Annotated in this window: 17 protein-coding genes; 16 read left to right on the top strand and 1 reads right to left on the bottom strand. The window is 68.9% G+C overall.

The window, feature by feature from the left end; genetic code table 11:
• Positions 1-17 precede the first annotated feature (17 nt).
• Complete coding sequence (gene purD, locus Pla108_RS03330; protein ID WP_146442975.1) at positions 18-1,346, bottom strand: phosphoribosylamine--glycine ligase; 1,329 nt, start codon at positions 1,344-1,346, stop codon at positions 18-20.
• A 134-nt stretch (positions 1,347-1,480) separates the two neighbouring features.
• On the opposite strand from purD, the gene Pla108_RS03335 reads away from it, so the two are divergent.
• The 16 genes from Pla108_RS03335 (at position 1,481) to Pla108_RS03410 (ending at position 24,741) form a co-directional block, all read left to right on the top strand.
• Positions 1,481-2,230 (top strand): hypothetical protein, encoded by a 750-nt coding sequence (locus Pla108_RS03335; RefSeq protein WP_146442977.1) that lies wholly within the window; start codon positions 1,481-1,483, stop codon positions 2,228-2,230.
• Positions 2,231-2,331: 101 nt separating this feature from the next.
• Entirely contained in the window at positions 2,332-3,495 is a 1,164-nt protein-coding gene (locus Pla108_RS03340) for a c-type cytochrome (RefSeq protein ID WP_146442979.1), read from the top strand.
• Positions 3,496-3,587: 92 nt separating this feature from the next.
• The gene (locus Pla108_RS03345; RefSeq protein ID WP_146442982.1) at positions 3,588-4,637 is read left to right on the top strand and encodes a COX15/CtaA family protein; all 1,050 of its coding nucleotides are present in this window, start codon (positions 3,588-3,590) and stop codon (positions 4,635-4,637) included.
• A complete protein-coding gene (gene cyoE, locus Pla108_RS03350; protein ID WP_146442984.1) occupies positions 4,634-5,578 on the top strand; it encodes a heme o synthase in 945 nt (314 codons plus the stop codon). The genes Pla108_RS03345 and cyoE overlap by 4 nt, the downstream gene beginning before the upstream one ends.
• A 143-nt stretch (positions 5,579-5,721) precedes the next feature.
• Positions 5,722-6,657, top strand: coding sequence for an ABC transporter ATP-binding protein (locus Pla108_RS03355; protein WP_390615079.1), 936 nt, complete (start codon positions 5,722-5,724; stop codon positions 6,655-6,657).
• A gap of 96 nt (positions 6,658-6,753) precedes the next feature.
• On the top strand, positions 6,754-7,515 hold the full coding sequence (locus tag Pla108_RS03360; protein ID WP_146442988.1) for an ABC transporter permease: 762 nt from the start codon (positions 6,754-6,756) through the stop codon (positions 7,513-7,515).
• Between the two features lie 76 nt (positions 7,516-7,591).
• Positions 7,592-8,050 (top strand): DUF420 domain-containing protein, encoded by a 459-nt coding sequence (locus tag Pla108_RS03365; RefSeq protein WP_146442990.1) that lies wholly within the window; start codon positions 7,592-7,594, stop codon positions 8,048-8,050.
• Between the two features lie 123 nt (positions 8,051-8,173).
• Complete coding sequence (locus tag Pla108_RS03370; RefSeq protein ID WP_146442992.1) at positions 8,174-10,723, top strand: outer membrane protein assembly factor BamB family protein; 2,550 nt, start codon at positions 8,174-8,176, stop codon at positions 10,721-10,723.
• 184 nt (positions 10,724-10,907) lie between these two features.
• Positions 10,908-11,915, top strand: a complete 1,008-nt coding sequence (locus tag Pla108_RS03375; protein WP_146442994.1) for an AAA family ATPase — start codon at positions 10,908-10,910, stop codon at positions 11,913-11,915.
• A 404-nt stretch (positions 11,916-12,319) separates the two neighbouring features.
• Positions 12,320-13,258 carry a DUF58 domain-containing protein gene (locus Pla108_RS03380; protein ID WP_146442996.1) on the top strand — a complete coding sequence of 313 codons (939 nt, stop codon included), beginning with the start codon at positions 12,320-12,322 and terminating at the stop codon, positions 13,256-13,258.
• A 285-nt stretch (positions 13,259-13,543) separates the two neighbouring features.
• Complete coding sequence (locus Pla108_RS03385; RefSeq protein ID WP_146442998.1) at positions 13,544-15,793, top strand: VWA domain-containing protein; 2,250 nt, start codon at positions 13,544-13,546, stop codon at positions 15,791-15,793.
• Positions 15,790-18,087: a VWA domain-containing protein gene (locus Pla108_RS03390; RefSeq protein WP_146443000.1), complete on the top strand. Its 2,298-nt coding sequence runs from the start codon at positions 15,790-15,792 to the stop codon at positions 18,085-18,087. Before Pla108_RS03385 ends, Pla108_RS03390 begins: the two co-directional genes overlap by 4 nt.
• Before the next feature lie 23 nt (positions 18,088-18,110).
• On the top strand, positions 18,111-21,623 hold the full coding sequence (locus tag Pla108_RS03395; RefSeq protein ID WP_146443002.1) for a hypothetical protein: 3,513 nt from the start codon (positions 18,111-18,113) through the stop codon (positions 21,621-21,623).
• 48 nt (positions 21,624-21,671) lie between these two features.
• On the top strand, positions 21,672-22,418 hold the full coding sequence (locus Pla108_RS03400) for a hypothetical protein (protein WP_146443004.1): 747 nt from the start codon (positions 21,672-21,674) through the stop codon (positions 22,416-22,418).
• Positions 22,415-23,452 carry a prenyltransferase/squalene oxidase repeat-containing protein gene (locus Pla108_RS03405; RefSeq protein WP_231934270.1) on the top strand — a complete coding sequence of 346 codons (1,038 nt, stop codon included), beginning with the start codon at positions 22,415-22,417 and terminating at the stop codon, positions 23,450-23,452. Before Pla108_RS03400 ends, Pla108_RS03405 begins: the two co-directional genes overlap by 4 nt.
• 5 nt (positions 23,453-23,457) lie before the next feature.
• A complete protein-coding gene (locus Pla108_RS03410; RefSeq protein WP_197526206.1) occupies positions 23,458-24,741 on the top strand; it encodes an NPCBM/NEW2 domain-containing protein in 1,284 nt (427 codons plus the stop codon).
• The last annotated feature ends 3 nt before the right edge of the window (positions 24,742-24,744 follow it).

Raw genomic sequence — 24,744 nt, forward strand, 5'->3', positions numbered from 1 at the left:
AGCGAGCCGGGAAGTGATCAACCGAATCGCGTCCGCTCGTCTTTCACCACCACCTTGTCGACGCTCACCGCCTTGTCGGCGATGTCCTTGCGGCACCACGCGCCGCGCCAGCGGATCGCCTTTACCGCCGTGTAGGCCGAGAGTTTGGCGGCGGGGACCGTGTCGCCGATGGCCGTGACGCCCAGGACGCGGCCGCCGACGTTGACCACGTCGCCATCGATCGACGCGGTGCCGGCGTGGAAGACTTTGACGTTCGGGACGTTCGCGGCTTGGTCGAGACCGCTGATGACGTGGCCTTTCTCGTAGCTGCCCGGGTAGCCCTCGCTCGCCATGACGACGCAGACCGCGGGGCGGGGGTCCCATTCGAGCCGTGGCGCCTCGTCGAGCCGGCCGTCGGCCGTCGCTTCGAGCACGTCGAGCAGGTCGCTCTTGAGCCGCATCAGCACCGGTTGGCACTCGGGGTCGCCGAAGCGGACGTTGTACTCCAGCACCTTCGGGCCTTGCTTGGTGAGCATCAGCCCCGCGTAGAGCACGCCGCGGAACGGGCGCCGTTTGCGCTTCATGTGGTGGACCGTGGGGACGAGGATCTCTTCCTCGACGCGGCGCAGGAGGGCGTCGTCAACGATCGGCGCCGGGCAGTAGGCGCCCATGCCGCCCGTGTTGGGGCCTTGGTCGCCGTCGTAGGCCGGCTTGTGGTCCTGGGCGGCGGGCAGGGCGATGATCGACTTGCCGTCGGTGATGGCGAGGATCGAGACCTCCTGGCCGTGCAGCCGCTCTTCGATCAGCAGCCGATTGCCTGCCGCGCCGAACTCTTTGTCGCCCGCGATCCGCTGGACGGCGTCGAGCGCCTCGTCGCGGCTGCCGCAGACGATGACTCCCTTACCGGCGGCGAGGCCGTCGGCCTTGAGGACGAGCGGTTGGCTTTCGCGCTCGTTGAGGAAGGTGGTCGCTTCCTCACCGGTGCGGAAGGTGTGGAAATCGCCGGTGGGGATGTCGCCGTGACGGAGCAGTTCTTTGCAAAATACTTTGGAGCCTTCGAGCTCGGCGGCCGCCCGAGAGGGGCCGAAGGCCCGGAGGCCGGCGGCTTCGAGGGCGTCGACCAGGCCCGCCACGAGCGGCGCTTCGGGGCCGACGACGGTGAGGCCGATTTCGTTGTCCTTCGCAAACGCGACGAGCCGCGCCGTATCGGTGGCCGGGATATCGACGTTCTGGATCGGCAGGCCGGTCTCGGTCGCCGTGCCGGCGTTGCCGGGAGCGCAGAAGACGATATCGGCCCGCGGGCTCTGCGCGAGTTTCCAGCAGAGGGCGTGCTCGCGCCCGCCGTTGCCTACCACCAAGACCTTCATCGCAATTGCTCCACGCCGTCCGGACTGTCAAAGAACCGCGGCATTCTAACGCAGGCGGTTGCCGAGCGGTACGCGCCGGTAGAGTGTAGCGGTGTGCGGGGCGGGGATTGCCACGAGATTCTTCGAGAGAACCGATGTTCAAGCGTGCCGGAATCGTAATTTCGCTGCTCCTAGCGGCCGGAATCGTCGACGGGGCAGGGGGCCTATCCGGGCGGATTGTCGTCGTGGGCGCGGTCCCTCCCGCGGAGGCCCTGCCGCCGGGCCGCGACGCCTGCTGCCAAGCGGCCGGGCCGGTGGACCAGAGCGTCGTTGTCGGGCCCGAGGGGGGGCTGGCGAACGTGGTGGTCTCGGTCGAGCCCCGACGTGGTGAGCCGGCGCCCCCGGCGGACGACGCAGTCCCCGAAGAGCCAGCAACCCTCACGAACCGAGGCTGCGCGTTCATCCCCCGGGTGCTTGTGGTCCGAGTTGGCCAGCCGCTGGTGCTGGCGAACAACGATCCCACGATGCACAACGTCGACATCGAATTCGTCCGCAACCGCCCCGCCAACGTGGTCGTGCCGCCCGACGGGCGTCGGGAGTTTGACCTCGTGAAGCCCGAGCGGCGGCCGATCGGCGTGCGGTGCAACGTCCACCCGTTCATGCAGGCTTGGGTCGTCGTCCGGGACGACCCGTTCGCCGCGGTGACCGACGAGTCGGGCGAATTTGAGCTTGCCGAGCTTCCGTCCGGCGAGTGGCGGCTGCGGTTCTGGCGCGAAGGCAAGCCCTTCGTTGGCCTACAAATCGGCAGCAGCGCGACCGACGAGCGGGGCGAAGTGGTCCTCGCCATCCCCGCGGGGGGGCTGCAACTCGGCGATTTGCGGGTTGCAGCGACCGATCTCCGGTGACGCGACGAATCGACGCACACGTCAGACGGCCGTGACGGCGCCGCTCGGGGCCGCGGTTGGGTAGGCTGAGCGTTTCGCGCCGACCGACCTGCCCGTCCCGTATGCCCCCACCCCGTCCCCGCCGCCGCCACCGTCTGGCCGCGTTGCTCTGCGCCGCCGCCGGCGCGACGGGATGTGGCGAGCGAGCGGACTCGTTCCAGCCCAATGGCCTGTTGCGGGCCACCGGCGGGTTGACCGACGAGCAATCGTCCTCGATCGACGCGGCCTTGGCGGAGTTGTTTGGGTCGCCCGACGAACCGCGGCTGCCGCCCGAGCTGCCACGGATGGCGGAGCTTTGCGATCTCGCCGCTCTGCAGCAGGCCGCGGGGCCAGTCGCGAGCCATGAAGTGGGCGTCACCCAGGGGCTCTACCGGCGCCACTGCGCCCGGTGCCACGGCGTGACCGGCGACGGCCGCGGCCCGACGGCTCGTTACCAATCGCCCTACCCACGCGACTTCCGCCGCGGCGTCTTCAAATGGAAGAGCACCTACCGCGACGCTCCGCCGACCGTGGCCGACCTCGACCGCGTGCTTGAGCACGGCGTCCCCGGCACGGCGATGCCTTCGTTCCGGTTACTGAGTGAAGAGGAACGCGAAATCCTGCAGCAGTATGTGATTTATCTAGCGATCCGCGGACAGACGGAACGGGCGCTGGTGTCGCTCGTGGCCGACGAACTGCCGGCCGGTGAGCCGCTGCGGCTTGAAGGCGACCTGCGCGATGAAGTGATGTCCGAATCGCTCGCGCCAATCGTCGCTGCATGGGTCGACGCCGAGTCGGACGTCGTCTCGCCGCCGGATTCCAGCGAGGTTGACGACCGTCTCATCGCCCGCGGGCGTGACCTCTACCACAGCGAGAAGGCGGGCTGCTTCAAGTGCCACGGAGCCGCGGGGCAGGGGGGCGCCGTGGCGGGCAAAGATTATGAAATCGACTACGACCGCTGGACGCGCGAGCGCGTCGTCGCTCGGCCGTCCGACGCCGTCGCCCACCTGGTGAGGCAGGATCTGCCGATCCGCCCGTCGAGACCGCGGCAACTTATCGGCGCAACGCCACATGGCGGCGACGCGACGGCCGACCTCTACCGCCGTGTCCATCAAGGGATCGCCGGCACAACGATGCCTGCCGTCGGCGGCGCCTACCCCGGCCAGCCCGGTTCTCTGACCGACGAAGAGGTGCAATCGGTGGTCGTCTACTTACAGTCAATCAACCCCAAGGAGTCCCCCCTGTAGGAGGCGTCTCTGACGCCGATAACGCGCACCCTGACGAGACGGATCGCAGACCGTCACCGGGGTCGGAGACCCCTCCTACAGAAACGAATTCATTGTCAGAACCTTACGCCAACGCTGGAACCGTCTCTCCCTGGCCGCACCGCTGGGCGTGGGTGCTGTGCTGCGCGACGTATCCGTTGATTTGGATCGGCGGACTCATCACGACGACCGACGCCGGTATGGCCGTGCCCGATTGGCCCGGCACCTACGGCTACAACCTGTGGCTCTACCCGTGGAGCACTTGGTTTTTCGGGCCTTGGGACCTGTTCGTCGAACACGGGCACCGGTTGTTCGCGTCCGGGGTTGGTTTGTTGACGATCGGTCTGGTGGTCGTCGTCTTCCGCTGTGACCGGCGGGCGTGGCTGCGTTGGCTTGCGTTGGCGGCCCTTGCGCTGGTGATTTGGCAAGGCGTGCTCGGTGGCTTACGAGTCGTTCTCAACGAACGGCTCCTCGGTTTCGCCCACGGCTCGACCGGGCCGCTGTTCTTTGCGCTAACCGCCGTAATCGTCGCCCTGACCGCGCGTAACGACGAGCCACGACCGTCAGGGAGTGACCAAGCCGCTCCGCTCTGGCCGTGGCTGCTCGCCGGCTTGATCTATCTGCAAATCATCGCCGGCGCGGCGCTCCGACACGTCCCGGAAGCGAGCTCGTTCAACACGTTCGCGCTGCACGTGCAGGCCCACCTGTGGGGGGCGCTGCTCGTGACGCTCTCGGTCGTCGCCGCGGCGATCGTGGCGTGGCGTTGGCCGGTCGGCCGCTCCCCCCGCGTCCTGGCGTCGCTCATGGCGGCGGTCCTTGCCGTGCAGGTCTCGCTGGGCGTCGCCACCTGGGTCGCCAAGTACCGCCTCCCGGCCTTCGCCCAGACGGGCGTCGCCGCCGACGCCTGGGACGCAATCGCCGGGGCGGGTACGATGGCCCCTTCGACGGCGGGCGGCTGGACCGAGACCTACGTCGTGACCGGCCACAGCGCCACCGGCTCGCTGTTGCTGGCGCTCGCCGCCGCCCACGCCGTTGTCGCCCGGCGACGGACCTCGACCGCTTCGAATACCGAACTTTCCTCCCACCGCGACGAGCCCAGCGCCGCCTCCGCAGGTCCCGCATGAACCCCACCGCCAACGCCTTGCCGGCCGCCGCCGAACGCACGAACCTCCTGGCGAAGGTCGGCCCCATGTCCAAGCTCAAGATTTTTGTCGAGCTCACCAAGCCGCGCATCGTGATGCTTGAGCTCGTGGCGGTGCTGATCACGCTCCACATCGCGACCGGCTACGGCGCGCCGGGGTCGCGGTGGTCGGCGTCGCTGCTGCTTGCCGTGTCGGTCGGCACGGGTCTGGTCGCGGGCAGTGCGAACGCCCTCAATCAGTGGATCGAGCGCGAACGAGACGCCCGGATGCCCCGCACGAAGGGGCGGCCGTTGCCGTCCGGTCGGCTGTCGCCCGACGAGGCGTTGTGGTTCGGGGCGTTTTCGCTCGCCTTCGGCGCGTCGCTGTTGATGTTCTTCGCCGGGACGACCGCCGCGATGGTCGCCGTCGCCACCTGGGTCGTCTACGTCGCGCTCTACACGCCGCTCAAGACCAAGACGTGGCTCAACACGGCCGTCGGCGCGGTCAGCGGGGCGATGCCGCTGTGGATCGGCTGGGCCGCCGGCGGCGGCGACTTGCTCGACCCGTTGGCGTTGTCAATCGTCGCGACGATGTTCGTCTGGCAGTTCCCCCACTTCATGGCGATCGCCTGGCTCTGCCGCGACGACTACACGATCGCCGGCTACCAGATGTCGACCAAGCTCGACCCCAGCGGCCGCTGGGCGGGTCTGCAAGCGGTGATCGGCTCGGCCGTGCTGCTGCCGGTGAGCCTCGCGCCGATGGTGTTCGGCGCCGCGTCGCCGGTCGCTTACGCCGTCGTGGTCGGTCTCGCCGGGCTGGTGATGCTGGCGACGTCCGCCGCCTTCTTGGCCGAACGGACGAACCCGATCGCCCGCCGGCTGATGCGCGCCAGCCTGCTCTATGTGCCGGTCTGGCTGGCGGCGCTCTGGTTCTGCGTCGGCTAACGACTTCCTAATTTCACCACAGAGAGGACGGAACTCATCGAGAGTTCTCCGAGCGGTGGGATCGCTTTGGCGGAAGGCCATCATTCCCACAGACATCGGCTCGCTGTGTTTCAAGACTCTCTGTGTTCTCGGCGCCCTCCGTGGTGAATCCCTTGCCTAATCACGCTATCCAGATCCGCGATGTCCGCCACCGTTACGGCGACCGCGAGGCGCTGCGTGGCGTGTCGTTCGACGTGACGGCGGGCGAGGTCTTCGCCCTGCTCGGCCCTAACGGCAGCGGGAAGACGACGCTCTTCAAGTTGCTCTCGACGCTCGCCCCGGTGCAGTCGGGCTCGCTGGCGTTCTTCGGCCACGACGTGGCCCGCGAGCCGGCCGTCGTGCGGTCGCTGCTGGGGGTCGTGTTCCAGTCGCCAGCGCTCGATAAGAAGCTGCGCGTCGAGGAGAACCTCTGGTGCCATGGCCGGCTGTACGGCCTCAAGGGGAGCGACCTCCGCCAACGGATCAACGAGGGGTTGGAGCGCTTCGGCGTCGCCGACCGTCGCCGCGACGTGGTCGAGACGCTCTCGGGCGGGCTGCAACGCCGCGTCGAGCTCGCGATGTGCCTGATGCACCAGCCGCGGGTGCTGCTGCTCGACGAGCCGTCGACCGGCCTCGACCCGGGCGCCCGGGCCGATCTGTGGCGCGCCCTGAGCGAGGCGCGCGAGCAAGGGGTCACCGTCGTCGCGACGACCCACCTGCTGGAAGAAGCCGAGCGGGCCGACCGCATCGCCATCCTCCACCAGGGCCAGCTCGCCGCTCTCGATACGCCCGAAGCGCTGCAGGCCTCGGTCGGCGGCGACACGATAACGGTCCGCACCACCGACCCGCAGCAACTGGCCAACGCCATCACCGCGGCGCTCGACGTCGCGACGCTCACCCTCGACGGCGCGGTCCGGGTCGAGGCGAACGGCGCCACCGGCCCCGAGCTCGCCACCCAGCTCTACGGCCGCTTCCGCGACCAGATCGACGAGCTGTCGATCGGCAAGCCAACGCTCGAAGACGTCTTCATCGCCCGCACCGGGCAGCGTTTTGATAATTAACCACGGAAAGCAGCGAGAACACCGAGCGTCGTCGTCGACGCCAATCTTTCTTTCTCCGTGCTCTCGGCGCCCTCCGTGGTGAATAAAGCAGCAACGATGGATTCCACCCCCACCTATTCCTCCCCGCTCGGCGTCATCGCCGCGCTCGCCTGGCGTGAGCTGGTGCGGTTCTTCCGCCAGCGCAACCGGGTGATCGGCGGGCTCGTGCAGCCGGTCCTGTTCTGGCTGCTCTTTAGCGAGGGCCTCAAGGCGAACGCGCTGGGGTACGAGCACTTCTTCCCCGGCACGCTGGTGATGATCCTGCTCTTCACCGCGATCTTCGCGACGATCTCCGTGATCGAAGACCGCAACGAGGGATTCCTGCAGGGCGTTCTCGTCGCGCCGACGCAGCGGCTGGCGATTGCGCTGGGCAAGGTGCTCGGCGGGGCGGCGATCGCGCTGGCGCAGGCGACGCTGTTCCTGCTGCTCGGCTGGGCGACCGGCTCGGTGGCGATCGCAGGCCCGATCGACGCGCTGCTCGTCTTCGCCGCGATGACGCTCATTGCGATCGCCCTCACGGGCCTTGGTTTCACCATCGCTTGGCGGATGGACAGCACGCAGGGTTTCCACGCCATCATGAGCGTTTTCTTGCTGCCGATGTGGCTCCTGTCGGGCGCCTTCTTCCGGCACGGGGCGGAGGGGTGGCTCGGCGGCGTGGTCACAATAAATCCGCTCACCTACGGTGTCGCGGCGCTGCGGTGGCGGCTCGGCGCCGGCGAGACCGCTGGCCTGCCGGCCGAACCGCTCTGCTGGGCCGTCACGATCGGCTTCGCCGTGGCGATGGTGGCGTCGAGCTGGTGGGTGGCGCAGCGGCGCTAGCCGCCCCGGCTGGCCACTCCCTCACGGTCGCGGCTCGTTCTCAATCCGCATTCCGCAATCCGACTTCCGCAATCGAATGCCCCACCCGCTCGTCCACGTCAACGCCGGGCTGAACACGCTCGCGACGCTCCTGTTGATCCTGGCGTACGTCTTCATCAAGCAACGCAAAGAGCGGCTGCACCGCAACACGATGTGGGCCGCGCTCGCCGTCTCGGCCGCCTTCCTGGGGTGTTACCTCTATTATCACTTCATGATCAAGATGACCGTACCGTTCACGCACCCCGGCGCCGTTCGGTATGTCTACTACACGATCCTGCTGAGCCACGTTCTGCTGGCGATGACGGTGCCGTTCTTGGCGCTCTGGTCGGCTTGGCTGGGGACCAAGGCGCTGTCGGCGTCGCCCGAAGAGTCGGGACCCCTCCGTCAGCGGCATCGCCGGGTGGTCCGCTGGGCGTTTCCCATTTGGCTCTATGTGTCGGTCACGGGCGTGCTCGTTTATCTGATGCTCTACCACCTCTACCCGCCGGTTGAATGACCGGGCTGGCGCGTTGGGAGGGGGAGACGGGTCGTTTCCCCCCGTTGCGGCCCTCGGGTAGACTCCAGAGGACGCCTCAGCGGCGTCGGAGCCCCCGGTAGAGCCCCTCAGGTTGAGACACGGATGCCGCCTCGCCCCTGCGTAACCCGCCGCCGTACGACCACCGTGTCGCTGGCGGTTGCGTCGGTGGCGGTCTGGCTGACCGGCGGGCCGTCGCGTTGCCAGGCGGAAAAACTGGGGCCACCACGGCTGCTCCGCGAGCCGGTCGCCCAGCCAGCGGACTCCCTCTTCATGGCGGCGGGCCTCACGCCCTTTCAGCCGGCCGACGTCTCGAGCCGCATCCGCCGGACGCTGCTGCAGTACGAGGCCCTCACCGCCGATGGCGCCTGGGACGACGCGATCGCGCTGATTGAGCGGCTCCAGACCGAGTCGGGCGGCGACCTCGTCGAAGTCGCCCCGATCGGCGCGCCGATTGAATCGCAAGACTCTGTTGATGGGCAACCTCCGACCAAGGAACTGCCCCTCGAAAAGCCGATCGGCCGCGAGCGTTTTGCTCCGCTCGCCCAGCGCTGCCAGCAACTGCTGGCGTCCCTGCCCGCCGAAGGACTCGCCGCGTACCGCGCCCGGATCGACCGCACGGCCCGCGAACGGATCGACGGGGCGACGGCGCGTCTCGACGAGTCGGCGCTGGTGCGTCTTGTTCAAGAGTTCTACGCCAGCGAACCCGCGGCCGACGCGCTGCTGGCGCTGGGCGAATTGGCGCTCGAACGGGGCGACGCCGCCGCCGCCCGGCGTTGGCTTAGCCGTGTGCATCCGTTGTTGTACGACCCGTGGGGCCGACCGGCGGGGGCGTCGCTCGTTCTGCTCGACCCGTCGGTCGATCCGGCCGAACTCGCCGCGGCTTGGCGGCAGTCACCGCGGCCCGAGGGTCTGCCCGTCGTCAACGCCAACGACGACTTGCTGCCCCTCGCCCTCTCAAGGCTCGCGCTCGCCTCGATCCGCGCGGGGGACCTCCGTCGCGCCGCCGCCGAGACGCGATTGCTCCGGGGCTTGGCGCCCGACGTCGAGGGACGCTTGGCAGGACGCACCCAACCCCTGGCCGAAGCGCTCGAGGCGATCATCGACGAGCAAGCCAGCAGCGCCGATCGGCTGACCCATCGGCAGGGGCCTTTCGCCTGGGCCTGGTCCGAGGCGGTCCCCTACGAGGCCGAGCCGACAGCAGCGCCGGCGCCGAATCTCAATCGCAACGTGATCCAACTGAACGCGTTCGGACAGCCGGTCGTCATCAATAGCGGGCCCGACCCGACGCCGACGGAGACCTCGCCGACCCTCAGCGCGGTTGTCGAGGGGCTCAGCGCGTTCTACGTCGAGCGCGGCGCCGTTCAACGACTCAACCTGGCGACCGGCGAGACCGAGCCGCAACCGCTGCCCGGCGTCGCGACGCCTCGCCAGCGCGGCGCGGGGCCGGCGCTCGGCGACGTGGCCCGCCGAGCCAACCTCGGGGTCAACGCCGTCAATCAACTGTTCGTCTTCCGCGGCGCAGCGGGGCAAGCGCCGAACGCTGCGGCGGCGGCGACCCAGCCGGTCCGGATCGACCCGAGTCTCACCGTCGCGGAGGGGGTCCTCTACGCACGGTTGGTGGAAGGGCAACGGATCGTCCGCGGGCCGAACGGCCGGGCGATGGCGAGCACCAACGAGTCGCTGATCGGTGTGCGGATCGACGCGACCGACGCCACGCCGGTCCGTTTCCGGCCGCCCGAGGACGACCCACCGGCCGCCGTCCGCGGCGTCGCCGATTACCAATTTGCCGGGCAGCCAACGGTGCGGGGCGACCGCCTCTACATCGCCATCGTCAGGCCGGGCGTCCGCAACGAGATGTCGTTGGCTTGCTACGCCGTCACGTCGGGCCGGCTACTCTGGCGGTGCGACCTCGGGTCGGGCGATGTCGAGTCACGCATCACCGGGACAAATCCCGCCCCGCCGGTTGTCGTCGGCGACTCGGTCTATGTTGCGACGAACCTCGGCGCGGTGGCGGCGATCGACGCGTCGCGCGGCCGAATTCGCTGGATCGCCCGCTATCCACGCACCACTCAGCCCAACATCCGGTTCGACCAAGTCGGCGAGCCGGCGTCGCCGTGCGTGGTGATCGGCGATCAACTCATCGCGGCGCCTTCCGACTCCGAACAACTCACCGCCTGGGACACCGGCACGGGCGCCCCGCTCTGGTCGGTCCCGCGCCGCAGTGACGCAACGATCGCGGGAGTCGTCCGGCAACCCAGCGGCGCCGTTGTCGTGCTCGCCGGACGACGCTTGACGAGTTACGACACGCTGACCGGCCAGCAACAGCTCTGCTGGCCCGAAAGCCCCCGCGCCGGGCTCCGCGGACTCGGCGCCGCGGCGGTCGTTGGGAACGAGGTCTTCTTGCCGACAAGCGAAGCGATCTTCGCGATCGATCCGACGTCCGGCTCGCTCACCCGCTCGCCGATTGACCTCTCACCGGTCGGCGGCGTGGGGGCAAACCTTGTCCCGACTGACGACGGGCTCTTGGTTTGCGGCCCCGACCGCCTGCGGATGTTGGCGGAATTGCCGTCACAAGACGATCCGGAACCGGACGGTCCGCTGTCGCGTCGAACGGAGGCAGCCCCCCGCGGGCTCGCCAGTTACAACGATTGAACAGAGGAACCGCCGATGGACGCCGATTAACGCCGATGAAGAAAGGTTGCCCGCGAATGACACCAATCAGTGCGAAGTAAGAAACACATTCGCGCGAATTCGCGTCATTCGCGGGCAAACCCATCACGTCGGCGTTAATCTGCGTCCATCGGCGGTTCTCAACGAAACAAGTAGGCAACTCAGCATGACGTTACCCGATTCGGATATCGAAGCGATCCAGCGCCTCGGCGACGCCTACGGCCGGCTCACGACCGAGCTCGGCAAAGTCATTGTCGGGCAGCAGGACGTGGTCGAGCAGCTGCTGATCGCGCTGTTCGCCCGGGGGCACTGCGTGCTCGAGGGCGTGCCGGGGCTGGCGAAGACGCTGCTCATCCACACGCTGGCCGACGCGCTGTCGCTGCAGTTCAACCGCGTGCAGTTCACGCCCGACCTGATGCCGGCCGACATCACCGGCACCGAGGTCATTCAAGAGGACAAGGCGACCGGCCACCGCGAGTTCCGCTTCTTGCCGGGGCCGGTGTTCGCCAACATCGTGCTCGCCGACGAAATCAACCGCACGCCGCCCAAGACGCAGGCCGCCTTGCTCGAAGCGATGCAAGAGAAGCAGGTCACCGTCGGCGGCGAGCGTCACAAGCTGCCCAACCCGTTCTTCGTCCTCGCGACGCAGAACCCGATCGAGCAGGAAGGGACCTACCCGCTCCCCGAGGCGCAGCTCGACCGCTTTATGTTCATGGTCCGTGTCGACTACCCGACCGAGGCCGAGGAGCTGGCGATCGTCAAGCAGACGACGACTGACCAGAAGAACTCGGTGACGCCCCAGCTGTCGGCCGACGACCTGCAAGCGATGGCCGACTTGGTTCGCCGCGTGCCGATCGCCGACCACCTGGCGCAGTACGCGATCCGCCTGGTGCGGCAGACCCGCGTCGGCCGTGACACCGCGAGCGACACGGTGAACCGCTACCTGAGCTGGGGCGCCGGCCCCCGCGCCAGCCAGTTCCTGGTGCTCGCCGCCAAGGCCCGCGCCGCGCTGCACGGCCGGCACTGCGTCGAGATGGAAGACCTGAGGGCGGCGGCCCACCCCGTGCTGCGGCACCGTATCGTGACGAACTTTAATGCGGAAGCAGACGGCGTGACGCCCGACGTGGTGATCGATCGCTTGATCGAGAGCACGCCGGCCGAGGCGGCGGCTTAGGGGATTCACCGCGGAGACGCGGAGGACGCAGAGAATTCTCAAAATGCAATTGTGCGTGAAGCTTTTGAAAAGCGAGATCGAAAGACTCGTTGAAGAGATACCAGGATTGCCCGATGACTACTTGAGGCACCTCAGCGAGATTGGATGGGGCGAGCAGTTGAATGGCCGTATTGTCTACGGGCGACCTACTTGTCCGACGGAAATCTTCGGCGTGAGAGTAAACAATTCGCCTAATTGGCTCTTGGGCGACGATGGGATGGGGTACTGCTTGGGTTACGACACAACTCGTCAAGTCTACGGGGAATACTCGGAGTCCGGCGGTTGGGAGCCCTGGCCATCAAGTGAAGGATTTGAGGCGTTTCTCAAATAAACAATCTCTCCGCGTCTCCGCGGTTAATCCCTTTATGCCCCAATCACCAGAACGCCTGCTCGACCCCGCCGTCCTCGCACGGCTCAAGGGCTTGCGGCTGCGCGCTGAGCGGATCGTCGAGGGGTTTGTCAGCGGGCTGCACCGCTCGCCGTACCAGGGGTTCAGCAACGAGTTCGCCGAGCACCGTGAGTACGTCCCCGGTGACGACCTGCGGTACGTCGATTGGCGCGCCTTCGGCAAGAGCGACCGGATCTATCTGAAGCGGTTCGAGGAAGAGACCAACCTGATCGGCTACCTCGTGCTCGACGTGTCGGAGAGCATGACTTACCAGAGCGGACCAACGGCGAGCCCCCGACGTGAGTCGGGTGAGGGCGCCCCGATGTCCAAGCTCGAATACGCCCAAACCGCCGCCGCCGCCCTGGCGTACCTGATCCTCAAGCAGCAAGACGCCGTCGGCCTCGCCACGTTCGACGACCGCGTCCGCACCCTGATCAAGCCGAGCGGCAGCCCGTCGCAGCTGACGCCGGTCATCACGGCGATCTCCGAGGGCGCCGGCCGCGAGAAGACGTCCGCGGGGCCGATCTTCCACGAGCTGGCCGAACGGCTCGGCCGGCGTGGCGTGGTGATGATCCTCAGCGACCTGTTCGACGACCCCGAGGCGCTGCTGGCCGGCCTCAAGCACTTCCGCCATCGCCGGCACGACGTCATCGTGATGCACGTCCTTGACCCGGCCGAGCTGGAGTTCCCGTTCCAACAGCCGACGCTGTTCAAGGGGCTCGAGTCGCTCGGCGAATTGCTCGTCGATCCGGTGCGGCTCCGCAAAGCTTACAAAGAAGAGTTCGACCGCTTCCGCAACGAGGTCGCCGCTGGCTGCCGCGCGCAGGGCGCCGACTACGTGCTGCTACGGACCGACCGCCCGCTCGACGCCGCGCTGACCGCCTACCTCCACCAACGCCAAGCCCGCCTGCGCTAGAGAGCCTATGAAGGGGGATATTGGGGATGAATGGAGATAGGGGGATCGCAAGCGGAGGGATTGAGATGATTTTTAGTTCAAACCGATTACACGCGGTGAGCAGAGTGCGCGAGCAAAAGGAGGAGATATTTAAACAGCCGCGGAGCGGCTGCCCGCTATCTCAAAATGATTAGTCGTTATGCAATCTGCGTCGATAGATTCCGAGGCGCGATACAGCAATACCGACCGCTTGCGATCCCCCTATCCCCAATCATCCCCGCCATCTCCCTTCCTAACGTCCCCTAAGTGACGCCCCCTCCCCTCATCGCCTTCGCCTTCGCGAACCTCGCCATCCTCGGCTGGTTGGCGGCGGCGGCTGCGCCGATCTTGATTCACCTCTGGATGCGGCAGACGCATCGTGAGACGGCGTGGGCGGCGCTGCGGTTCCTGCGGGCCGCTTTGGAGCGACAGGCGCGGCGGCTGCGGCTACAGCACTGGCTGCTGCTGGCTGCGCGGACGCTGCTGTTGCTCCTCGTGGTGCTCGCCGCCGCCAAGCCGCTGCTTAAGAGTGGCGTGCTAGGGGGCGGGGCGCCGACGCACCGGGTGCTGGTGATCGACGCGTCGCTCTCGATGAGTGCGATCGACGCCGAAGGGCAATCGGCCCTGGAGCAGGCGAAAGGGCTCGCCCTGCAGCTCGTCGACAACGCCCGTGCGGGCGACACGCACTCGCTGGTGGTGATGGGCGCCGACGCCGGGGCGCCGCTCGGCCGGCCGACCTCCGACGGCGGCGCGGTCCGCCGGGCAATTGAATCGATCGCACCGTCGCAGGGCGTGGCCGACTTGGGGCAGGCGCTCGCGACGGCTCAGCGGCTGATCGACACGGCCGGCGAGATCGGCGCCACGCAGCGGCAAGAGGTTGTCTTCCTCAGCGACTTAGCGGCCAACACGTGGACGCCGCTCGCCGAGACGGAGAAAAACGCCACCGTCGAGGCCTACGCGACGCTTGCCGAGGGGGCGACCCTCTCGGCGCTCGATGTCGGCGACTCGTCGCTGCCAAGCGTCGCGATCACGGCCGCGAGCCTCGCCAACGGTCTGCCGACACTCGCGGCGCCGCTCGAGATCCGCGCCGAGGCGCGGATCTTTGATGGCGAATCCGTCGAACGAATCGCCGAGCTGCTCGTTGATGGCGCGGTCGTCTCGGAGCAACGCGTCACGCTGTCGAACGACCAGCCGACGCCCATCGACTTTGTCTACAAGGTCGACCTGCCCGGCGTGCGGGCGATCGCCGTCCGCCTCGCCGACGAAGCGGGCGCCGAGGACCGGCTGTCGGACGACAACACCCGCTACGTCGCCTTGACGCTGCGGCCGAGGGTGCGGGTGCTGTGCGTCGCCGGCGCGCCGGGGGCCGCCGACTACCTAGCCGACGCCCTCGACCCGACGGGGGAGGGCGCCTTCGAGCCGGTGATTGTCTCGGACGCCGACCTGCCGACCATCGACCTCACGGACTTCGTCTGCGTCTTTCTATCGAACGTGCGCGAGCTTTCGTCCGGAGAAGCCGAGCGGCTCCACGACTATGTCGTGCGGGGGGGCGGCGTCGCTTGGTTCTTGGGGGACCGGGTGAGCCCGCAGCGCTACAACGACACGCTGGGACCGTTGCGCGAGAACCTCGGCGCGGGGCCGCGATCGACGAGCGATCTGCGGCTCGTATCGGCCGACGCCCAACCAACGGACCCCGCGGAGCCGGCCGAACCAGGAGACAACAGCGCGCTGGTGCCGGGTTGGTTGTCGCCCTCGATCGCCGCGCCGTCGTACCGCGTCGATCCGCTCGACTACAAGCACCCGATCGTCCGTCCCTTCCAGGGGCAAGAGCGGTCGGGGCTGCTCAACATCCCGGTGATGCGTCACTTGCCGATCGAACTGCCCGAATCCGCCGCGGTTTCGGTGGCGCTCGCGCTGGAGAACGGCGACCCGCTCTTGGTGACCGGCGAAGTCGGCCGGGGCCGCGTCGCGGTGCTGACGACGGCGGCGTCGCTCGACTCGGTCGATCCCGCGACCGGCCAAGCGTGGACGGCGCTGCCGGCTTGGCCGAGCTTCTTACCGATCGTCCGCGGCATGGTCACCTACTTAGCGAACGATGGCGGCGTCCGGTCGCTGCTGATTGGCGAGCCGATCGAGGGCCGCGTCGCCCGTGGCGCGGTGGGACAAGTCGCAATCGAGGACCCGACGGGCGGCGAGGCGGGCCGCGTCGCGCCCGACGAGTCGGGGGCGTGGTCGTTCCGGGGCGCCAAGCGCGTCGGCGTCTATCGGTTCGGACCGCAAGGAGAGCCGGCCAATGGCTCGGTCGCGGTGAATCCCGACCCGGGTGAGAGCGACCCCGCCACCGTCGCCACCGAGCAACTCCCCGAATCGCTAACGGTCCGCCGCGTTCTGGGCGACGTGGCGAGCGAGACAGTGGCGGCGCCGACCCCCCTCCACCGCTGGCTGCTCTACGGCGCGCTAGCGCTGGCGTTGATCGAGCCGGCGATGGCGTGTTTTTTCGGGAGGGGGAACGGATGACGCTTCTACAACTCCCCAAAATCGTCGCCCTAGCGACCGACGAGGTCTGGCGTCTGCAGACGCACTGGACCTGGGCGCCGTGGGTGACGGTGCTGTTCGTCGCCGCGGCCGTGGCGGCGATTATCCTCTGCTACCGCTACGAGACCTCACCGGCCGGCTTCGCCTATCGCCTCGCGCTGACGTTGCTGCGGCTCACGACGATCGCGCTCTTGCTCGCCATGCTCAGCGAGGCGGTTTTCTCTGGCAGCCGGAGCGGCAAGCCGCGGCTCGCGATCGTGCTCGATCGTTCGGCCAGTATGGACCGCAAGGACGTTGGCGACGCGTCGCAGACCCGGCGGCAAGCGGCCGAGGCGTTGCTGATGGCGGACGACAGCGAGTTGCTCCGCCAACTGCAACGGGGCTACGAGCTTGAGCTCTCCGTGGTTGATGGTTCGGTCGCCAATGCGGCGAATGGCATCGAGGCGATCACCACGGCGATCGGCGACGAGGGTCAACTGCCCGAAGCGGACGACACCTCGACCCGGCTCGGCGACGCGGTCGCCGGGCTGCTCGACGGCGCCCCCGCGGCGCCGCTGCAGGGGGTCCTCGTCCTCTCGGACGGTCAGGTGACTGCCGGTCGATCGCTCTCCGACGCCGCCGAGGCGGCGCGGCGCTCGGGCGTGCCGCTCTACGTCGTTGGTCTCGGCAGCGACGAAGCGCCGCCCGAGGCGCGGCTTTCGGACTTGGTGGCGGACGACACGGCGTTCGTCGATGACCTCGTCGCGTTCAAGGCGACGCTCTCGACGCGGGGTCTTGAGGGAAAGCCGATCCGCGTCGAACTCTTCCGCGAAGGGACCGCCAAGCCGGTCGCTGTCGAAACCGTCACGCCCAAGGGGGGCGACGCCGAGGTGCGGCTCATCGATCGGCCGACCACGCCGGGCGAGTTCCGCTACACGCTCCGCGCGACGCCGCCGGCCGACAACGGCGAAGCCGCGGCCGCAGGCGAACTGACGCACATGCTGCGGGTGCGGGACGACCAGATCCGCGTGCTGCTGGCCGCCGGCTACCCGAACTACGAGTACCGCTATCTCAAGCAGCTGCTGGAGCGCGACGAAACGATCCGTGTCGCCACGCATCTGCAAGAGGCCGACCCCGAGTACGCCGAACAGGACCTGACGGCGTTGCCGCGGATGCCGCTGCGGTTGGAGGCGTTGGCCGAGTATGACGTGATGGTGCTGATCGACCTCGATCCGACGCTCCTGCCCCGTTCGCTGTGGGATGAGGTCGGCAAGTTCGTCGGCGAGCGTGGCGGCGGCGTCGTGCTGGTGGCAGGGCCGCGGAGTCTGCCGGGCGCCTACCGTAGCCGCGAGGCCTTCGCCGCCCTGGCGCCAACGGTCGTCGGTGAGGCTTCGCTCGGCGGCTGGAACGACCCCGCCGGCTTCGCGGTGCTGCCGACGCCGCTCGGCGAACAGACCGCCGCGATGGAGCTCGGCGACACGCCCACCGACAGCGCGCGGGTCTGGCGGTCGCTCGCGCCGCTCTACTGGCGGGCCGACGTCGGCGCCCCGAAGCCGGCCGCGCAGGTGCTCGCCATCCACCCCACCGCAAGGCTCGATCGGGGCGAGCCCGCGCCGTTGATCGTTTCGCACTTCTACGGCGCGGGAAGGGTGCTGCTGCACGCGGTCGACGCCACTTACCGTTGGCGGTTCCGGGTCGGCGACGTCTACTTCGCCCGCTACTGGGTGCAGACGCTGCGTTCGCTGGCGCGGACCAAACGCGACGAGTCGGCCGCGAGTCTCGAACTCGCCGCCGACAAGCCACGCTACGAACCGGGCGAAGCGGTCCGCCTGCGGCTGCGCGACGAACGGCCCGGCGCCGCCCGCGGTGACAAAGCGACCATCGTGCTGCAATCGCCCGGCAAGGCGGAACGCCGCATCGAACTAGCCGCGGGTGGCGACGGCGGGCGCTTCGAGACAATCGTCCGCGATTTGCCCCCCGGCCGTTATCGCGCGTTACTAGCGGAAGCGGGCGAGACGCCGACCGTCGCCGAGTTCGAGGTCGCGGCGCCGCTCGGCGAAGACGCCCGCCCCGAGATGAACCGCGCCGGGCTGACGGCCGCAGCCGAGCGATCGCGCGGCGCCTTCGTCACACTCGACGAGGCGGACCGGTTGGCGGAGATCATCCCCCCGGGGCGGCCGACGGCGCTCGAGTCGCTGCCGCCGGTGGAGGTCTGGAACCGCTGGCCCTTCTTGGCGGGAATCACGGCCTGCCTCACCACCGAATGGATCCTGCGTAAACGTCGCGCGATGCTTTGAACCCCGCTCCCCCTCAGGACGACGTGGCCCAACCCTTCCTAGAACGACTCGACGCCACCGCCGCGAGGCTGCGGGGGGTGGCGCGCCAAGCGACCGCCTGCTGGACCGCCGCGACGGCGATCGGCGTCGCGGCGCTGCTGGTGCTGATCGACTGGCTCGGGCGATTCAACGACCCCGGGTTGCGGTGGGTCTTTTCGTTGACTTTGATCGGCGCGACGGTCGGCGTCGCGATTTGGGCATGGCGTCGTTTGGGCCCGACCGACGCCACCCGGCTGGGGGTCGCCCAGCGTCTTCAGCGGTCCCGGCCCGACTTGGGGAGCCGCTTGGCGAGCGCCGTCGAGTTCGCCGCCAGCGACGCCGCGGACCGTTCGGCCGGCTCCGAACAGTTGCGTCGGGCGGTGGTGCTTGACGCGTCGAAATCCGCCGACTCGTTGCCGTTCGACGCCGTGGTCGATCGCACGCCTCTGCGCCAGTCAATCCGTTGGCTGCTTGCGGCCATCGCCAGCGTCGCGGTGCTTGCTTTGGCGGCGGGTCCGGCGCTCGGCACGGGGCTCTACCGCCTTGCGGCGCCCTGGGCCGACGCCCCGTGGCCGCGGTTGGTGACGCTGCGCGCGGTTGATCCGCCGACCACCCTGGCGCGGGGCGCCACCTTCGAAGCGACCGCCGTCAACGAGACCGGCCCGCTCCCCGACGAGGTCCGGGTGGAGTACCGCTTCGCCGCCGAGGCGGGCACGTCGTCACGACGCGAAACGGCGCCGGCGCAGCTGGTCGGCGATCAGGCGGTTGCGACCCGTGACCGGGTTCAGCGTTCGTTCTCGTTCCGGTTTGTCGGCGGCGACGACGACACTATGGCGTGGAACGACGTGGCGGTGCTCGACCCGCCGGTGGCCGAGGCGTTTGCCGTGACCGTTGCGCCGCCGGCCTATAGCGGGCTGCCGCCCAGCGAATCGACCGGACCGTTACGCATCTTGGCGGGGACAACCTTGTCGGTCTCCGGCTCGGCGGACAAGCCGCTTTCCGGAGTGACGATCGAGCTGCCCGGCGAAGCCGATCCGCCTGACGAAGCCGCCATCAAATGCGATCTGGCGGAAGACAACAAGCAATGGACGGCTGCGCCGTGGGAGGCTCAGCCGACGCCGGACGCCAGCTCGTCGCTGACTTACGAAGTCCGGCTCGAGGGCGAGTCGGGCGTGGTGGGAGTCATTGGGCCGCACCGTTACGAAGTCGTCGCCGACCAAACGCCCCAGCTGAAGTGGCGCTCGACCGACGAAGAGGACGTGGTGACCGCCCGGGCCGTTCTCTCGATCGCCGGCGAAGCGAGCGACGACCTGGCTCTGCAGCGGATTGAGATTGAATGGTCCCCACCCGCCGCCGAGGGCGAGCAGCCGGCGCCGCAACGCGTCGTCGTCGCCGAGCGGGGCGCCGAACCGCCGGCCCGGAAATCGCTCGACGAGGGGGACCAGCAGCCGATCGCCTACGATTGGGACCTCGAGCCGCTCGGGATCGATCCCGGGACCGAACTGTCGCTCTGGCTGACGGCGACCGACTACCTTCCGCAGGAAGGCCGCACCGCGACGCCACGTCGGCTGACAGTCGTCACCGACGAGGAGTATCAGTCGCGGCTCGCCGAGCGGCAGTCGCGGCTGCTTGGGCAGGTGCAACAGGCCTTGGCGACGCAGCGTGACGCCGCCGGAGCAACGCGGGACCTCGACGCCGACGCCCGCGACGCCGACGCCATCGACCGCGCGCAGCTCGATCGGTTGACGTCGGTCGAGTTCCAGCAGCGCGAGGCGGCCGCCGCGGTCGATGACCCGACGCTCGGGGCGACCGCCGCCGCGGAGCGGCTGCTCGAGGACCTGCGTCGTAGCCGGCTCGACGCCCCCGACCTCGACGAACAGCTCGCGGCGGCGGGCGAAGCGCTCCGTCAGCTGGGCGACGGCGCCATGCCGGCGGCGCGGGGCGAGCTCGCGTCGGCCCGCCGGGCCGCGCAGCGGGCCACGGAGGAGGGCGCCGACCCGAAGGAGGCGTCCGCCGAGTTCCAAGCACGTCTTGCCGACGCCGAAGGGCAGCAAGCCGAGGCGATCGACCGGCTCGAGCAGGTCGCCGACCTGTTGACCAGCTGGGCCGACTTCCAACGCTTCGCCGGCGAGGCGGCGGCGATCGAGAAGCTCGAACGTGATCTCGCCAATGAGTCGCAGCGTCAAGCAGCGGCTGCCGCTTCCAAGCTCTTCCCCGACCCGACCCAGGCCGAGCGAGACAAGCTTCTGACCGGCCAGGCCGAAGCGGCGCGCCGCTTCGACAAGCTCCGCAGCGCGATGCAGCGGCTGCTGGCGAGCCAGCCCGCCGGCGCGCCGCCGACGGCCGCCTCGGAAGCGGTCGCCGACGCCCTCGCCGAGGCGGACGACGCCGACGTGCCGGGCAAACTCCGCGACGCGTCGCGCGACCTGGCCCGCGGCCGGCTGGGGACTGCTTCGCAGGCGCAGCGTGACGCGGCCGACGGCCTCAAGGCGATGCTCGAGGCGCTACGGCAACGCACGACGACCGACCCGAAGGAACTGGCCAAGCGGCTGACGGAAGAGAAGCAGAAGCTCGCCGAAATTCAGAAGGAAGTCGAGCAACTCAAGCAACGGCCCGACACGCGCCAGACCGAGGCGGCCCGCCAGCAAGCCGCCTCGCGCGCCGCCCGCCTCGGGCGGCGGCTGCAGCGACTCACCGCGCCGCAGGCGTCGGCGAGCGCGTCGCAAGGCGCGCAGCAGACGAGCGGCGATCAGCAGCCGGGTGAAAAGGACCAACAGCTCGCCGAGGCGCAGCAGTCGTTCGACCAGGCGCAGCGCGAGATCGATCAGCGGATCCGCGAGCTCGAGAATCAGCAGACGCAGCGGCTGCTCGACCAACTGGCGGCCCGCATCGGCGGCTACATCGAACGGCAAGACACGCTGCTCGACGGCACGCTCGACCTCGAACGGGCGGCGGACCAGCGGCGTGTCGAAGCCGAGGCGCCCGACTTGGCGGTCGACGAGCGCGACCTAGCGGACGAGTTGTCCCGTTTCGCCGAAGAGCTTGGCAAGCGGGCCGTGTTCGAACTGGCGCTCGGCGGCGCCGCCGAGCAGACCGAAGAGGCGGCCACGCGGCTCGAGGCGGCGCGGGTCGATTCGGCGACCCAGCGACTGGAAAAGGCCGCGCTGGCGCGGCTTCGGCATATCGAAGAGGTGCTGCGGCAAACGCCCCCGCCACCACAAGAAAATCAGCCGCCCGGTGGCGGCGGAGAGGGGGGAGGGGGCCAACCGCCGCCCCCGTCGCCGATCGACGTGGCCGAGCTGAAGATGCTGCGACTAATGCAACTGGAGGTGCTCACCGAGACCGACGCCTACGAGGCGGACACCGCGACGGCCCGACGATCGGGAAAACCGCTCCCCCCCGAATGGTCGGAAGAGGGTCAGGACCTCGCAAAACGCCAGCAGCGGCTCGCCGAGCTAGCCTTAGAGCTCTCGGAGCGTGATAATGATCCTGAGGCGGAAGCAGACGAACCCGAATGACCACGGGCCCGTAACCGTGGTGGCCCTCTACCGAGTCGGAAAACCAGCATGCCGCGATATCTCTGCTTGCTTTTGACGCCGGTCCTGTTCTGTCTGCCCGTGGTGGCGTTTGCAGCGCCGACGCCGGGATTTGGAAATCTGGGCGATAGCCTGCTCGACGACGATCTGGCGAAGGCGCTGTCGCCGCAGGCCGACAAGCCCGCCGGCCCCGCGGACTGGGCGCCCGACGACGATGTCTTGCGACGGCTCCTGAAGGGCGACGAGCCCGGCGCCGCTGGCGAGGATGTCGGCGCGTCGCCGCTGGCGAGCGTCGTCACCGGCATGCAGCGCGCCGAGGGGCTCATCCGCGACGACGCCGACGGGCAGGCCGCGGTCCCCGTCCAGAAGGAAGTCGTCGCGAAGCTCGAGCAGCTGATCGCCCAGATGGAGAAGCAGTGCCAGGGCGGATCGTGCAACAAGCCGAGTTCGCCGAAGGACAAGCAAGCCTCCAAGCGGAGCCAGCCGAAGCCGGGCGAGTGCGACAAGCCGGGCGAGTGCGACAAACCCGGGCAACAGGCCGGGAAGCCGGGTCAGAAAGCGAACCAATCGGGCACGACCAAGCTCGCCGGCGCGCCGACCGCCGACACGCCCGAAGCGCAGCAAGAACTGCTCAAGGCGGCCTGGGGCCACCTCCCCGAACGGATGCGCGAGCGGATGCTGCAGGGCTCCGACAGCGAGTTCCTCCCCGAGTATCGCGACGAACTGCAGCAGTACTACCGCCGCCTCGCCGAGCGCACGCCTCGGGAGGCGCCGTGAAGCGTCTGTTGCGGTCTTGTGTTTGCCTGGTGTTGCTCGCTGCGCCGACGCTCGGTCGGGCGGCCGAAGCGGCGACGCCCGACGAGACGGCCCGTGAGATGGTCGCGCCGGCGGATCGCGCGATCGATCGCGGGCTGCGGTACCTCGCCTCGATCCAACTCCCCGACGGCAGCTTTGGCGACCGCGGCCAACGGATGGGGAGCAACCCGGCCATCGTCGCCCTGGGGGGGATGGCGTTCCTCGCCAGCGGCAGTTCGCCCGGGCGCGGCCCGTTCGGCGAGAACGCCCAACGCTGTGTCGATTTTCTCTGCGAGAACACCCAGCCGAGCGGCTTCATCGCCGTGGATGGCGCCACGAGCCACGGGCCGATGTACGGCCACGGCTTCGCCGCGTTGTTCTTGGCCGAGGCGTACGGCATGTCGCCACGCGACGATCTGCGCGAGAAGGTCGCCGCCTCGGTGCGGCTGATCGTCTCGGCGCAGAACCCCGAAGGGGGTTGGCGTTACCAGCCGACGCCGACCGACGCCGACATCAGTGTCACGATCTGCCAGATCATGGCGCTCCGCGCCGCCCGGAACGCTGGGATCCATGTCCCGACCGACACGGTTGACCGCTGCATCGCCTACGTGAAGCGCTGTCAGGTCGACGACGGGGGATTCGGCTACACGCCGCGCGACCGATCGAGCCAATTCCCGCGCTCGGCGGCGGGGGTGGTCGCCCTCTACAGCGCCGGCGTCTATGACGACGAAGCAGTCACGCGCGGCCTCGACTACCTCGACCGACAGCTCCCGGTGGGCGGGCGGGCTTCGCGCGGCGGGCACTTTTATTACGGCCACTACTACGCGGTGCAGGCGATGTGGCAGGCGGGGGGGGACCGCTGGACCCGTTGGTACCCGACCATCCGCGACCTGTTGATCACGGCTCAGGGCGGCGACGGCTCGTGGCAAGACGGCAACGGCCAGGCCTACGCGACGGCGATGGCGTGCGTCATTCTCCAGGCGCCGAACAACCAGTTGCCGATCTTCCAGCGATGAGCCGTATGGCGTTGCCTCGTTACGAATTGCAAACGCCCGCTTGCTGGAGCCGGGTCTCCGCCAGAACCATGGCCCGCGGTTGCCGCGTGGCGTCGATCGCCCTCCTCTTGGCCGGCCCGCTACTTCTGGCCAGCCCACTCTGCGCCGCCGAAGGCGTCGCCGTCCTCCTGGAAGGCGAGCCGATCGCGTCGGCGACGATCGAATCTTGCGAAATTGATGCAGCCCGGCGCGAAGTGGTCCTCGGTGTGGACGGAGAATCCCAAGCAATTTCTGGTCTGGTCCGGTGGGGCGCCCCGACTCCCCCGGCGGCGAGGACGACGGTGGTGCTCGAAGACGGCTCGCGGCTGGTGACCGACCGCCCTTGGTCGCCGGCGGGCTTGGCTCGCGTCGAGGCGGACAAGGTTCGACTACGCCGCGGCAAGGCCTGGATCGACCTGCCACGCAACCGCGTGCGTTGGGTGCTTCTCTCTCCCGAGGCGGCCGGGCTCGACGCCGAGCGGCTGCCCACCGACGATACCGACGACGACACCGTCTTCCTGACGAGTGGCGACCAACTCTCGGGGCGTGTCGAGACGTTATCGGCCGACCTGCTCCGGCTCGACGTCGCCGGTGAAGTGATCGAGACCCCGCTTGAGGCGATCGCCGCTGTCCGATTTGGCGAGGCGGAAATCGCGGCGAACGATGCGGTTTGCCTGGTCGGGCTGGACGATGGCACGCTCATTGAAGCTCAGAGTCTGAGCGTTTCGGAAGACACGTTTACGCTGGTCATCGCCGGTTCGGCGGTGTCCGGCGACGCCGCCGCGCTCGTTTTGGTGCAGCCCTTGGGCGGGTCGGTGCGGTATCTCTCGGACATCGAGGCGGTCGATTACCGCCATACGCCCTATCTCGACCTGCCGTGGCCTTGCTCCCGCGACACGGGCCTCCACGGGGGGCCATTGGTCGGGGGCGGTCGGCGGGCGGCGAAGGGGATCGGGCTCCACTCGGCGGCGCGGCTTGTCTACCGACTCGACGCCGGTTCCCAGCGTTTCCAGGCAGAATTGGCCGTCGCCAATCCCGCGCCAGACTCCGCCCGCACGGGGAGCGTCGTCTTCCGGGTCTACTTGGTGCAGGAGGGAAAGTTCGAACCGGCGTACCAGAGCGGCGTCATCCGCGTGGGCGATCCGGCTACGCCGATCGATCTGCAGGTGTCGGGGGCCGACGCCTTGGCCCTGATCGTCGATTACGCCGACAACGGCGACGCCGGGGACGACGCCCTGTGGCTCGACGCGCGGCTTGTTGCGACGCCGTAGTCG

Source organism: Botrimarina colliarenosi, assembly GCF_007859955.1.
In the GTDB taxonomy this organism is placed as follows: domain Bacteria; phylum Planctomycetota; class Planctomycetia; order Pirellulales; family Lacipirellulaceae; genus Botrimarina; species Botrimarina colliarenosi.

What these genes read in the sequence shown, in the direction of transcription:
- purD (WP_146442975.1), bottom strand. Translation starts at nt 1,346, where the DNA reads ATGAAGGTCTTGGTGGTAGGCAACGGCGGGCGCGAGCACGCCCTCTGC.
- Pla108_RS03335 (WP_146442977.1), top strand. Translation starts at nt 1,481, where the DNA reads ATGTTCAAGCGTGCCGGAATCGTAATTTCGCTGCTCCTAGCGGCCGGA.
- Pla108_RS03340 (WP_146442979.1), top strand. Translation starts at nt 2,332, where the DNA reads ATGCCCCCACCCCGTCCCCGCCGCCGCCACCGTCTGGCCGCGTTGCTC.
- cyoE (WP_146442984.1), top strand. Translation starts at nt 4,634, where the DNA reads ATGAACCCCACCGCCAACGCCTTGCCGGCCGCCGCCGAACGCACGAAC.
- Pla108_RS03360 (WP_146442988.1), top strand. Translation starts at nt 6,754, where the DNA reads ATGGATTCCACCCCCACCTATTCCTCCCCGCTCGGCGTCATCGCCGCG.
- Pla108_RS03365 (WP_146442990.1), top strand. Translation starts at nt 7,592, where the DNA reads ATGCCCCACCCGCTCGTCCACGTCAACGCCGGGCTGAACACGCTCGCG.
- Pla108_RS03370 (WP_146442992.1), top strand. Translation starts at nt 8,174, where the DNA reads ATGCCGCCTCGCCCCTGCGTAACCCGCCGCCGTACGACCACCGTGTCG.
- Pla108_RS03375 (WP_146442994.1), top strand. Translation starts at nt 10,908, where the DNA reads ATGACGTTACCCGATTCGGATATCGAAGCGATCCAGCGCCTCGGCGAC.
- Pla108_RS03380 (WP_146442996.1), top strand. Translation starts at nt 12,320, where the DNA reads ATGCCCCAATCACCAGAACGCCTGCTCGACCCCGCCGTCCTCGCACGG.
- Pla108_RS03390 (WP_146443000.1), top strand. Translation starts at nt 15,790, where the DNA reads ATGACGCTTCTACAACTCCCCAAAATCGTCGCCCTAGCGACCGACGAG.
- Pla108_RS03400 (WP_146443004.1), top strand. Translation starts at nt 21,672, where the DNA reads ATGCCGCGATATCTCTGCTTGCTTTTGACGCCGGTCCTGTTCTGTCTG.
- Pla108_RS03410 (WP_197526206.1), top strand. Translation starts at nt 23,458, where the DNA reads ATGGCGTTGCCTCGTTACGAATTGCAAACGCCCGCTTGCTGGAGCCGG.